The organism is Pseudoalteromonas sp. TP27, assembly GCF_056470645.1.
On the sequence record NZ_JARDAK010000001.1, the window covers coordinates 312,182 to 325,401 of the forward strand.

A 13,220-nucleotide genomic window follows, 5' to 3' on the forward strand; every position below is an offset into this window, starting at 1 on the left:
AATTAAATCGCACTATAACGTCGTTAAAAATCTTTTATTTAGAACAACTAGATACAAAAATTTTTGCCTAGTTCTAGCGTGATTTTCTTAACGTTAAATAGGTCCCATATATAAGCAGATTGGTATTATTAAAAATATATTCGAAATGCACAGATTAAAGAGCACAATGCATGCCGAAAACAAGCCATTGAAAATAAAGGAGTTAATTCAAGTTGGGCCACAGTGCTATGTAAATCATTTAGACAATATGAATAATCTACATAGACCAGATACAACACAGCTTTGGTACTCGATGATTAAAATACTGAAGCTGACTTCTCGCCCGAGCAAGTTCTGCGCCTACAACTCATGCTCAGCATTATGTTTATTTTTGTAGACGCACAACTTGTTGGCGTTTAAAAACGCAGTTTTTATGAACGGTGATTAAGTAATTAGAAGCTCCGCTTCTCGCGTGAGCAAGCTGGGCGCCTACAAATAATGCTCAGCATTATGTTTTTCCTTGTAGACGCACAACTTGTTGGCGTTTAAAAACGCAGTTTTTATGATCGGTGATTAAGTAATTAGAAGCTACGCTTCTCGCGTGAGCAAGCTGGGCGCCTACAACTAATGCTCACCTAATATTTATTTTTGTAGACGCGTCGAACTTACGATTTATACTTATGCAGTAACTCAAGCGGTATGTGGCAATAGTCATCTGGGTGATTAGTTAAGCGGTCTTGATGCTCAGGATCGCTTGGCACGTAGTTAGTTAGCAGCCCTACCCCTACCACAATCTTATCGGCATCACTTCGCTGCCTTATGTAATTGCTAGCGACCTTTAAATGATCTTGGCTTTTGCTATAAATGGCAGTTCGGTATTTGGGGCCTACATCGTCGCCTTGCTTATTAATGCTATATGGGTCGATAATTTCAAAAAAATAGTCAAAAAGCATATTAAGGCTAACAACTTCAGAATCATATATGACTTTTACGCACTCTGCATAACCATCGTACTCACCTTGCGTATCGGTGCTTGTGCCATTGGCACGCCCAGCTTCGGTGTTAATTACACCCGGTAAATGCTTTAAAAACTCTTGTACGCCCCACAGGCAGCCACCAGCAAAGTAAATAGTATCTTGTTGTTCTATATTCATAATAAATTTTACCAAATTAGTTAACGTTGCGAATGAGTATCAAATGCAGTTTTTAAGATATTAATGTACAATCGCGCTCAAAATCGCAGTTGTTCAATTTAGCTATTTTATCACGCCTTAAAAATGTGTTTAGCGTTTAATTGTTACCGTAACTGCATATAAAAAGATGAGACACACAACATGAAACATATCCCCCACTTTATATTCCCTGCCCTGCTATGCAGCGTGAGCAGTTTTGCTTACGGCGAAGCTGTAACTAACAAAACTGAAGAATCATCAACAATCGAACAAATAACCGTTGAGGCATCGCCCACTGCAAATAAACTCCCTGTAGGTACATTTGACTCTCCTATATCTAATTTAGAGTACGACCCGCGTGTTGATTTACAATCGCGCAATATGGCTGAGGCTCAAGCTGATGTAACTATTCGTGGCGGTATTTTTGAAAATACCGGCTTTAGAGTCGCAAGCGCTACCCTACTCGACCCACAGTCTGGTCATTACTTTGCTGAAATTCCTATTGCACCGCAAATGCTTACCGGCCCCGCTATTTTAACAGGTGCTGATAACGCACTTTACGGTATGAATAGCTCTGTGGGCACAGTATCGTTTGGTTGGAAGCCAATTATTACCGGTGGCAGTGTATCGCTTGGTACTGGCACTAATGACTTTAATTTACAAAGCATTCATGGCGCAAAAAGCACTAAGTTAGATAGCTTAAATAGCTTAAATAACTACACGCTTGGTTTTGAGGGGGAGTATTCTCATTCGCAAAGTGATGGAACAATAGATTTTGGCGATCACGATTTTACGCGTACAGCTGGTCGTGTTCAATTATTAGGCTTACGATCTCAAACAGATTTATTTTTTGGTGCTCAAGATAAGTTTTTTGGTTGGCCAAATTTATACACCCCATTTGGCGTTAACGAAACAGAAGACCTAGAAACCCGCTTATTAATGCTAAACCATAAGCAAAATTATGCGCAGGATAGTAATTTTGAAGTGTCGGCTTATTATCGTAAGCACAACGATCACTATATTTACTCTCGCGAAAATCCCAGTGCATTTGAAGCATTTCATAAAAGTGAAGTTAAGTCGTTAGGGCTATCAGGTCGCCATGCTCAAAGTGATGTATTTGCTGTAAATTACTCAGCGCAGTTTATTGACGACTCAATTGAATCTACCACGCTTGAAAACAATTTTACCTCGCGTAACTATTATAAAGTGAGTGTATTGCCAGAGTATAAAATGGCACTTGAGGGTAATAAACAACTTACATTTCGCTTAGGTGCTGCGTTTGACGATACAAATAGAGACGACTCTGAACTGTCACTTATTGGTGATGTAACGCTCAATACACAAAACAGTAAAGGTTTTGATCGCACAGTTTATTTGTCGTACGCGCAGGCGAGCCAAGTAGCGGGTTATACCGCCATTGGCGGCAGTGATTCAGGTGGTTTATTTAGAAGTAATTATAACCTTGAGCGCGAAACCACTAAAAACTTAGAGCTAGGTTTATTAATGGAAGAGCAAAGCTGGCAGCTAAACTCGGCTATTTTTTATCGCAAAGACGATAACTTAACCGATTGGACGTTTAATTTTGATTCAAGCTCTGCGCGATTTGCAAACCCAGTAGATATTAATACTGCAGGGGTTGAATTTTTAGCGACTAAGCACTTTGATACCACAAAACTAATAGCCAGTTACACTTATTTGCACAAATCAGAAAACTACGGTGCTGCCGATATAGATGCCAGTTTTTATGCATTAAACTTTCCTGATCACCGCCTTACACTTGGCGCGGTTTGGAATCCAACTGATATTTTAGAGTTTAGAGTCGATAATGAGTGGCGTACACAGCACGACAACGCACTTAGAAACGGTGACAATAACGCTTTATTTACTCAGCTAACGCTTAAAATCACCCCGCCGATACTAAAAAACTTATTTATTACCTTTGCTGCGGATAACCTATGGGATGAATCGTTTGAAGAAATTCCAGGCACACCAGGGCGCGGTGAGCAATACACATTAAGTGCAACGTATAGCTGGTAACCATTAACACAAGCAAGCTTCACGTCTACAAAAATAGACACAACTCTACACTTTGTCGGTAGACGTAGAGCTTGCTCACGTAAAAAGCGCAGCTTTTAATTACTGGAAGCCCAGAGACTCTTATTACCTTTTACCGTCTTTATGAACCCTATTTACAGGCTTTGCCTGTCACGTAAGCAAGCTTCACGTCTACAAAAATAGACGCAACTCTATACTTTGGCGGTAGACGTAGAGCTTGCTCACGTGAAAAGCGCAGCTTTTAATTACTGGAAGCCCAGAGACTCTTATTACCTTTTACCGTCTTTATGAACCCTATTTACAGGCTTTGCCTGTTACGTAAGCAAGCTTCACGTCTACAAAACAACCGCATTTCTGCACTTTGCCGGTAGGCTTTCAGCTTACTGACGCGAAAAGCGAAGCTTTTAATTATTTAAAATAACTACTCAGTTATAAATAAATGTAAAAGTCTGTGTATTAAAATGAAGATTAAGTGAGCTCTTCAAGCTCTGTAATAAGTGCTAAAGCTTGTGCATTTGTTGACCCGCACACATCAAGCGTGGCGCTAAAATCACTACATACTTTAGGTCGGCTTTCATCACCAAATAACTTGCATAAATTACGCTCATCCAGCTGAATACAGCGCTCTCCGGCTTTTTTACCGTTTGGCATCCCTGGTATTGGCGAACTAATACTTGGCGCAATACAGCATGCACCGCAGCCTAATCTGCAAGTCATTGATTCGGTTTTCATAATATCCTCTGTATAAAAAACACTTACTTTTATTCCTTTTTAGGAACGTAATTAGCCCACACGCTAAGTTGCAATACACATATGTAATGCTTTGTTACATCTTAAAACGCCTTGTAAACACTTTATTGCGTATTATTGCTCTGTCACCACCAATTATGAAGGAATGCCTTGTGGCTACTACAAAACAAATAATACTCCCAATTGCAGTTTTAGCAGGCGGTATTGCTTTAGCTTTCGCCTTTATGGCCATGAAAAAGCCACCAGAAGAAAAGCCTGAGCAAGACATTCGACCTTTAGTTGCGACCCAAAGCATACTCTTAGATTCTATAACGCTCGATGTTAAATCGTACGGCATAGTAAAACCAAAAGATCGTACCGAATTAATAGCACAAGTAAGTGGGCAAGTTATTTTGGTGTCAGATCAATTTGTTGAAGGAGCGTTTGTAAAGCAAGGCGATATTTTAGCACGAATTGATGCAAATGATTACGAGGCTGACTTTATCGAAGCGCAAGCGGGTTTAGCACAAGCAAGCTCAGCACTTGAAATAGAACGCGCACAAGCGCATGTAGCGAAAGCAGAATGGGAACGTATTAAATCTGACTCAAGCGATGCTATTGCATCAGAGCTTTATTTACGCAAACCACAATTGGCCGAAAAGCTCGCGCGTTACCGCTCTGCTCAAGCAAGTGTTAAACGTGCTAGCCGCAATCTTGAACGTACTTATATTAAAGCCCCTTATGATGCCATTATTAATGAGCGTACAATTAGCTTAGGTTCAGTAGTAAACCCAGGTAATAGCTTTGGTGCACTGAGCGCAACCTCGGTTGCAGAGGTTCGTTTACCGGTTGCCGATCAAGAACTGCAATATTTAAAAAATGGCGGCGTAGGTTCAAACGTTACATTTAACGCAGAATACGCGGGTAAGCAAACAATGTGGCAAGCCAAAGTAATTCGCACCGAAGGTGTGGTTGATCAAACAAGCCGCATGAGCTATTTGGTAGCACAACTTGCAACACCTTACGGCGATAAAACACGCCCACTACGTTTTGGTTCGTACATTAACGCTACCATTGAAGGTCGCCCGCTTGATAACGCGATTATTGTTGCACACCATTTAGTTAAAGATAATAAAATTGTAATTTTAAATGACGATTTAACATTGTCGTTTAAAACTCTCAATATTATACGCGAACAAAACGGCATGATTATAGCTAGTCAAGGGTTAAAAAATGGCGAGCAAATTGTTACTTCAGCGCTGGAATATCCAACTGAAGGTATGGCAGTAAAAGTTGAAGATATTGCGCCTGATAAAACTGATGTAACTCAACTTGCGCTGAAAGAGGAATAATCATGAACACTCGTGAAACAGGGTTAATAGCATGGTTTGCCCGAAATCCCGTTGCAGCCAACCTACTGATGATATTTATATTAGTGGGCGGTATTTTGATGGCGATGACCATTCGCAAACAAATGTTCCCACAGTTTGAAAGCAACTGGATAAGCGTACAAGCGGTTTACCCAGGGGCTGCCCCGCAAGAGGTTGAAGAAGGCATAACCATAAAAGTTGAAGAAAACCTCGAAGGTATTGAAGGCATTAAACGCCTAATTACTTACTCTAACCGTGGTTTTTCACAAGCATGGATTGAAATAGAAGAGCAATACAATCCACAAGAAGTACTTGATGAAATTAAAGTACAAGTTGATTCAATAAACACCTTTCCTGCGGGGATGGAGCGCCCTGTTGTTCGCCGCGATAAATTTGAGCAAGAAGTAATGATACTTGCGCTTTATGGCGACATGAGTAACTACCAGTTAAAAGAGCTTGGCAACGATATAAAAGACGAGTTACAAGCACTGCCTCACGTTAACCTTGTTAATTTTAACGGCGGCTTAGAGTACGAAATTGGTATAGAAGTCAGCCCAGATAAACTGCGCGAGTACGGCTTAACATTTAGAGATATTGCAGGCGCTGTGCAAAACTTTTCGGCCAATATGTCAGCGGGGCAAATACGCTCTGAAAACGGTTATATTTCGATGCGTGTTGAAAAACAAGCCTATCGTGGCTTTGAGTTTGAAAAACTGCCACTTATTACCCTTGCTGATGGCGCACAAATTTATTTAGGCGATGTAGCAACCATTAACGATGGCTTTGAAGAAGGTCTACAATATTCAAAATATAATGGTAAAAATTCACTCTCGTTTGAAGTTAATGCATCAAAAGATCAAGATATTACCGATGTAGCAAAAGTACTTAAAAGTTACATGGCAACTAAAGAGCCACTTTTACCTGCAGGCGTTAAGCTCTCTCCTATTGTTGATTTAACTTACTACCTTGAAGGTCGACTCGATATGATGGTCGATAACATGATTTGGGGTGGCTTGTTAGTAATGATAGTGCTGGCACTATTTTTACCGCTGCGCTTGGCATTTTGGGTAATGATGGGTTTACCGGTGTCTTTTCTGGGCGCCTTTTTGTTTATGCCCATTGGCTTTTTAGATGTAACAATTAACCTAGCCTCACTCTTTGCCTTTATACTTGTGCTCGGGATTGTTGTTGATGACGCCATAGTTGTGGGCGAATCAGCAAGCGCCGAAATAGAAAAATACGGCCACACTCTTGATAATGTTGTACGCGGTGTAAAACGTGTTGCGATGCCAGCAACCTTTGGTGTACTAACTACCATTGCTGCATTTTTACCACAAACAATGGCAACAGGCCCTGGCGCTGCTTTTTCTAAGGCAATTGGTGGCGTTATTATTTTATGTTTGATTTTTTCACTCATTGAATCAAAACTTATTTTACCTGCCCATATTGCAGCAATGAACCCGCGTAAACCAAACCCTAAAAACCTATTACATCGCTTACGTATGGTGATTGATAGTGGCTTAAAAGGCTTTGTGAACAACTACTACCTTCCTTTTGTTGGCCGCTGTATTCACTATCGCTATACCGTAATTGTTGGCTTTATGTGTTTGCTTATTGTAAGCGCAGGTATGTTTGCAGGTGGTTTAGTTAAGTTTGTACCAAACCCTAAAATACCGCACGACTTTCCGCGTATTGATATAGAAATGAACCTTGCTTCATCTGAGCAAGCAACGCTTGAAACCGCACGTAAAATTGAAAGCGTGTTGTTAAAGGTCGATCAGCAACTACAAGAGCAATACGGTAAACCGATGATCCGCGATTTATCGGTAAGTCTTCGCGGACGAACTGAAGCAAATATTATGGCTATTTTGGTAGAGCCTGATTTACGCCCTATCGATACCTTTGCCCTAAGTGCGTTATGGCGCGAGCAAATGCCCGCCCTACCAGGTATTAAAACCATGACCATTCAAGACAGTATAATGAATGGCGGTCGAGATGATGGCGACGTTAGCTTTAAACTTGAAGGCAAAAATGCTGACGAGCTAAAAGAAGTGGCTGGTAAATTAAAAGCTAAATTACAAACAATGGAAGGCGTTGGCGACGTAAACGATTCAATGCAAAGCGCTACCGACGAAGTACAACTTGATTTAAAACCACTGGCTTATAGTATGGGTTTAACGCTTGCTGATGTCGCATCGCAAGTGAGCTTTAGTTACTACGGCTTAGAAGCGCAGCGAATATTGCGTGAAGGCGAAGAAATTAAAGTGATGATCCGCTACCCAGAAGACGAACGTAACTCAATTAGCGACATAGCAAGTGTGCGTATTATCACACCTACTGGCGCTGAAGTTCCGCTAAGTGAAATCGCTGAAGTTAAATTGGTTGACGGTGTAAACCGTATTCGCCGCGAAAACTCTAAACGTACTGTAAATGTATGGGCTGCGGTAAATACCGACCAAGCCGAACCATTTGCAATTGCAGAAGAAATACGCGATGAGTACTTACCAACACTACTTAAAAGCTACCCTGGCGTTACAAGTGATGTAGCTGGGCGCATTCAAGAAGAGATGGATAGTGCTTCAGAGCAGCTTCGTGATTTTGGTATATCAATGATGATTATATTTGCCTTGTTAGCGATTCCACTTCGTTCTTACTCGCAGCCACTCATTATTATGTCAGTTATTCCGTTTGGTGTAGTTGGCGCGATGTTTGGGCATATGATTTTAGGTATGACCATGAGTAGCTTATCGATGTTTGGGATTATTGCTGTAGCGGGTGTGGTTGTAAATGACTCCCTCGTTATGGTTGATTTTGTAAACAAAGCACGTGCTGAAGGTGTCGCAACTAAAGACGCTGTAATGCAAGCCGGTGCACGTCGCTTTAGAGCGATATTACTCACCTCAATTACTACCTTTATTGGTGTAATGCCAATTATTTTTGAAACGAGTTTACAAGCTAAAATTGTTATCCCAATGGCTGTATCACTTGCTTTTGGTGTGTTATTTGCCACAGTAATTACACTGATACTTATACCGTGCCAATATGTTGCACTAGAAGATGCTAAGCGATTAGTACGTAAAATGCGTGGCAAGCCACCACTAGTAGATGCCCAACCTGCGCCTACTAATAGCTAAATTAAGTAATATCCCAACCAAAAAAGCTCGGCCTAATACGCCGATCTTTTTATTTTTATCTTAAAAATGATATTCACCTATTTCCTTCTATTACTTATTTTTTAGCACATAGACTCCATCAAAAGTCCTAATAATTGAGAGAAATATTGCTCGTTTTTTATCCCTAATACGTTATGGTATTTAAATAATAAATAAACATAATAAAATTAAGGAACAGCCATGAATACCTCGCAATCAGATCACATCCCTCAAGAAGCCTTTGATTGGTATGACGAATACGCACACGGTTTAATGGACCGCCGTACGTTTATGAAAAAACTCGGTGGTTTAGCTGCGCTTGGCTTTTCGATGGCTGTACTTACATCAGCGCTATTACCTAATTACGCGCTTGCTGAGCAAGTCTCGTTTAATGATGACGATATAACAGCAACGTACGAAGAATTCGATTCACCAGACGGATATGGTAAGGGCAAAGGTTACTTAGCAACCCCTAAAAACGTAGAAGGTAAGCTCCCTGTTGTACTTGTGGTACACGAAAACCGTGGATTAAACCCTTACGTAAAAGATGTAGCAAGGCGCTTAGCTAAGGTAGGCTTTATTGCGTTTGCACCCGATGCGTTGTTTCCAGTAGGTGGCTATCCTGGTAACGACGATGAGGGTCGTGCCATGCAAAAAACAATGGATCGCGCTAAAATTCAAAACGATTTTGTAGCCGCTGCACACTTTTTAAAATCGCATGCTAACAGCAACGGTAAGCTAGGCGCTGTTGGGTTTTGCTTTGGTGGCTACATTGTTAATTACTTAGCCGCAGTAGATAGCAACTTACTCAGCGCCGGCGTGCCTTTTTACGGCACTCCTGCAAGTGAGAGTTTACGTAAAAATATTAAAGCGCCGTTAATGATTCAATTAGGTGAGCTTGATAAACGTGTAAACGCGTCGTGGCCACAGTACGAGCAAGATTTAAAAGCCAATAACGTTGAATACACTATGCACATGTACGAAGGGGCTAATCATGGTTTTCATAACGACTCTACTGGGCGTTATGATGAGCAAAAAGCAGAACTTGCTTGGCAGCGTACTTTAGCGTTTTTTAATAAAAAGCTAAGTTAGCTAATAAAAAATAATGCCACCAGCTCAAAGTAGGTGGCACTATTAAAAATACTTGATTTTTTATCAACTTTAAACTTTTTTGCTACGCATAACTAATAACGACAACAAAACGAGCAAATAAATACCCAAAGAGCCACCGCTGCTAGAGCCATCTTTATTTTCGACTTTTGCAATTTTTTCTTCTTTAACACGTGTTTTAAAGCTTGCTAGTTCTGCATCCAAATTAGTGGTCATATCTGTAACAGCGAGATCGAACCCTTCTGCCGACTTTTCAGATAACGTTTCATCAATACCTATTGCTGTTGTTCTTTTTTCAAGCTTACTTATACCAGGTGCTCTAAACAGCATTTTTCTACTTTTAATATCAAAAACAGCCGTATCCACAAAGGTTTGAATTGTATTTTCATTACCTGGAATAACGTACATACCCACTATCGTCCAATAAAGTAAGGCGGCATTATTTTCATACGATTGTGTAACTTGATCATAAGAAACCAGTGCCATTACATCTACATCGTAAAGTCGTCCAACTTGCTCGAGTGTTGCAAAACCTTCACCCCCCTTTAAATAGGTGCTTGGTATAACTTCAATGCGGTCAATATAATCATATTGTAAAAATGACTTTTTTACTTTTTCGAGCAATTCGACTTGGTTTTGACTCTCTAACCCGTCTGGTTGCCTGTTTTTAGACGGTACAAATGCAATTCCAACGGTCACAGGAAGTTTTAAAACGGGTATTTCAGGTTTATAGGTAGCACGGCTTTGTTGATCAGGATATAAGAAGTCCATTAAGCTACTAGATTGTGTATTTTTGCCTGTATTGTTACTCATAAACGAGCTACAAGAAGCAAGTAAAGCCGCCATCAAAATGATTATATATTTATTAAATCTCACATTTATTCCTTTTTATTTTTAATTTAATTCAGTTACATGCCAAAGCTCACCCGATGGTCCCCATAAGTAAATAGCGCTACCCCAAGGTTCTTGTTTTATACCCTCAAAACGGATGTCGAAACCGCTTAAATTGCTAATAAGGTCATATGCTTCATCTATATTTAACACACAAAGTTGCAGCATTAAGTTTTCAGCAAACGTTTTATTATAATAACGCTGTAAAAAGAACGTACATTCGCCAAAGGTGCACACACATAAATCATTTGAGGCATCTTCAATCTTAAATCCAAGCGCTTTATAAAAACGCTGAGATTGCTCATAATTTTTACAGGGAATGAAAATTCTAATATCATCAACTTGCATAACTCCTCCTTAATTAGCTCAGTACACTTTTATCAATAATTCCTTTATTGACCAACTGCTGCAGAATAGTTTGGGATTTTGCTCTGCATGCATCACGTAGTAAACGTACCGCAGGCGTTATTGACTGCCTACTTGGGCAAATAAGCCAAAGTTCACCATTAACATGTTGATAATTTGGCATTACAGTAACTACCCTGTCATTGAGTAAATCGTCGGCTATATCGAGTGCTGACTTTACTGCTAAGCCTTTACCCGCAACACACCATCGCCTTACTAGGTCACCATCGTTAGACGCGCGCTGGCCATCCATTTTAACTTTATATTTTGTCTCGCCATCGGTGAACTCCCATATGTTATTTATAATATCTTGTAGTTGATAAAATAAGCCTTGGTGATTCGCTAAGTCGTGTGGATGTTCAGGAGAGCCATTTTGTAATAAATATTCGTCAGTTGCACATAATAAGCGCGGTACGTTGCAAATTTTAAAACCGTAAACGCTAGCGTCACTTGGCGAGCCATAACGAAGTGCTATATCAACTGAATCACGATAAAAATCAATATTACTGTCACTTATATGCGCTCGTAGGCTTAACTTAGGATAATTATCCATCAGCTCATCAATCCATGGGATCACCAAGTTACGCCCCAAATCGGATGAAAGAGCAACACGTAATTCGCCTTCAATTTCGTCATGCTCACCTTTGAGGTTATGCTTTGCTTGCTCAAGTATTGCTAAAGCTTGTTCGCACTGAGGTATATAGCGTTCCCCAGCGGCTGATAACCTTAAATGACGTGTAGTACGTACAAACAGTTCACTGCCCAGTGCTAACTCAACACGCTTAATTACAGCGCTCGCAGTTGCTGTGCGCATATCTAATTTAGCAGCTGCAAGCGTAATACTTCTAAACTCAGCTACTTTTAGAATAAGTTTTAAATCTTCTATGTTCATATTATCTATATATATTTGATAATGTTTCAATGATTATGATGTTTATTAAATGCAAAGCAAGCGCTATTATCAAATCCGTAAAATATTCTTATTCAAAACTGATTGGTCACTATTGAATTATTTAAATTCAAACCAATTAATAACAACTCGCTCAATTTATTTATTTGGAAAAATAATGACTCACCCAATTATTAGTGATTTAGAAAAACGCTACACAACTAAACGTTACACAACCAAGCGTATTCCTCAAGATGACCTAGACGTAGTATATGAAGCTATGCGTCTTTCTCCTTCATCAATTAACTCGCAGCCTTGGAAGTTTGTTGTAATTGAATCTGATGAAGCAAAAGAGCGTATGCATACTACCTTTGCTAATAAATTTGCGTTTAATCAACCACACATTAAAACAGCTTCACATATTATTTTATTTGCTTATAACCCTAAATATACTCGTGACGATTACGCACAAGTAATTGATGCAGATATTAAAAACGGTCGTACTAAAGCAGAAAACCGCGAACAATCATTTGGTGCTTTCGCGTTTGTTGATATGAATACTGATGAACAAGGCAACAATGCAACATGGACTAAAGCGCAAACGTATATTGCACTGGGTAACACTATGCATACAGCAGCGCGCTTAGGGATTGATTCAACACCTATGGAAGGCGTAGACGCTGAACTTATTGGTGAAGTTTTTGAAAAAGAGCTAGATGGTTACATTTGTGATGTAGCATTAGTACTTGGCTACCATGATGACGCTGAGGATTATAATGCTAAATTACCTAAATCTCGCTTAGCAAAAGAGCAAGTTATTCAGGTTTTATAAGTTATATTTAATTATTCGTTTATAAAAAACCACTTGTTTAGATAAGTGGTTTTTTAATGAGTAAAGTATAGAAAGTAAGCGAGAAAACTATATTACTCCCTCATAAGTTAATCTTGGACAAATTGTTGATATGACTTTTCATCTAAGCCAATATTAGGACACACTAAGCCATTATTTTTTACTTTAGATAAAGAAGTTTTATTTTTAACGACTATAACAGCCTGATATTCCAATGAACATCTATCTGTCTCTTTAACTGCCCATCTTTTTAATTTATCTAACTTAGCAGGAGCTCCAGAAATAATATAAACTTTACTTTCATTAAATTGAAAAAAATTTTGCTTACCATTTTCAGTTTTAACTAAGGAGCATGGAGGTAACAACTGTAATTTCTCACTATTATTACCTATAGAAACTTCGCAAATTTCAGCATCTAAAAGTACGCCGGCGTTTATATTTGAACAAGAAAAGAAAAGTAGCAAAGAGCTAAATATTAATTTATTGCTCATACCAAAATTTCCCAAAACCAGATCTCATCACCTAAATTCAGCCACTCTGTGGCACCACCTTTTTGTATTTCAACTTAGATAGTCAAATGTTGAGGACGCATACTACCGAAACCTTGCTTGGCGAAAG

Annotated in this window: 11 protein-coding genes; 5 read left to right on the forward strand and 6 right to left on the reverse strand. The window is 39.5% G+C overall.

All coding sequences use genetic code 11. The features are described 5' to 3' along the window. Positions 1-644: 644 nt before the first annotated feature. Positions 645-1,133, reverse strand: coding sequence for a peptide-methionine (S)-S-oxide reductase (locus PX700_RS01405; RefSeq protein ID WP_479519640.1), 489 nt, complete (start codon positions 1,131-1,133; stop codon positions 645-647). Between the two features lie 180 nt (positions 1,134-1,313). Between PX700_RS01405 and PX700_RS01410 the strand changes: the two genes are divergently transcribed. Further along, a complete protein-coding gene (locus PX700_RS01410; protein ID WP_479519641.1) occupies positions 1,314-3,188 on the forward strand; it encodes a TonB-dependent receptor plug domain-containing protein in 1,875 nt (624 codons plus the stop codon). Positions 3,189-3,674: 486 nt separating this feature from the next. On the opposite strand, the gene PX700_RS01415 is transcribed toward PX700_RS01410, so the two are convergent. Continuing rightward, a complete protein-coding gene (locus PX700_RS01415) occupies positions 3,675-3,938 on the reverse strand; it encodes a YkgJ family cysteine cluster protein (protein ID WP_415636334.1) in 264 nt (87 codons plus the stop codon). A 170-nt stretch (positions 3,939-4,108) separates the two neighbouring features. Here PX700_RS01415 and PX700_RS01420 point away from each other — a divergent pair, with 170 nt between their 5' ends. From PX700_RS01420 to PX700_RS01430, 3 genes are all read left to right on the forward strand, one after another. Continuing rightward, positions 4,109-5,287, forward strand: a complete 1,179-nt coding sequence (locus PX700_RS01420; protein WP_197118857.1) for an efflux RND transporter periplasmic adaptor subunit — start codon at positions 4,109-4,111, stop codon at positions 5,285-5,287. A 2-nt stretch (positions 5,288-5,289) separates the two neighbouring features. Beyond that, the gene (locus tag PX700_RS01425; RefSeq protein WP_415636335.1) at positions 5,290-8,439 is read left to right on the forward strand and encodes an efflux RND transporter permease subunit; all 3,150 of its coding nucleotides are present in this window, start codon (positions 5,290-5,292) and stop codon (positions 8,437-8,439) included. 219 nt (positions 8,440-8,658) lie between these two features. Continuing rightward, a complete protein-coding gene (locus PX700_RS01430) occupies positions 8,659-9,549 on the forward strand; it encodes a dienelactone hydrolase family protein (RefSeq protein WP_479519642.1) in 891 nt (296 codons plus the stop codon). Between the two features lie 69 nt (positions 9,550-9,618). Here the strand turns inward: PX700_RS01430 and rhlP are convergent, their stop codons facing one another. The 3 genes from rhlP to PX700_RS01445 are packed head-to-tail and all read right to left on the reverse strand — an operon-like array spanning position 9,619 to position 11,755. Further along, positions 9,619-10,413, reverse strand: coding sequence for a rhombotarget lipoprotein (gene rhlP, locus PX700_RS01435; protein WP_479519736.1), 795 nt, complete (start codon positions 10,411-10,413; stop codon positions 9,619-9,621). Positions 10,414-10,461: 48 nt separating this feature from the next. Further along, the gene (locus PX700_RS01440) at positions 10,462-10,806 is read right to left on the reverse strand and encodes a VOC family protein (protein WP_479519643.1); all 345 of its coding nucleotides are present in this window, start codon (positions 10,804-10,806) and stop codon (positions 10,462-10,464) included. 13 nt (positions 10,807-10,819) lie between these two features. Next, positions 10,820-11,755: a LysR family transcriptional regulator gene (locus PX700_RS01445; protein WP_479519644.1), complete on the reverse strand. Its 936-nt coding sequence runs from the start codon at positions 11,753-11,755 to the stop codon at positions 10,820-10,822. A gap of 175 nt (positions 11,756-11,930) precedes the next feature. On the opposite strand from PX700_RS01445, the gene PX700_RS01450 reads away from it, so the two are divergent. Continuing rightward, positions 11,931-12,584, forward strand: coding sequence for a nitroreductase family protein (locus PX700_RS01450; RefSeq protein ID WP_479519645.1), 654 nt, complete (start codon positions 11,931-11,933; stop codon positions 12,582-12,584). Between the two features lie 107 nt (positions 12,585-12,691). On the opposite strand, the gene PX700_RS01455 is transcribed toward PX700_RS01450, so the two are convergent. Continuing rightward, positions 12,692-13,093: a hypothetical protein gene (locus PX700_RS01455; RefSeq protein ID WP_479519646.1), complete on the reverse strand. Its 402-nt coding sequence runs from the start codon at positions 13,091-13,093 to the stop codon at positions 12,692-12,694. Positions 13,094-13,220 lie beyond the last annotated feature (127 nt).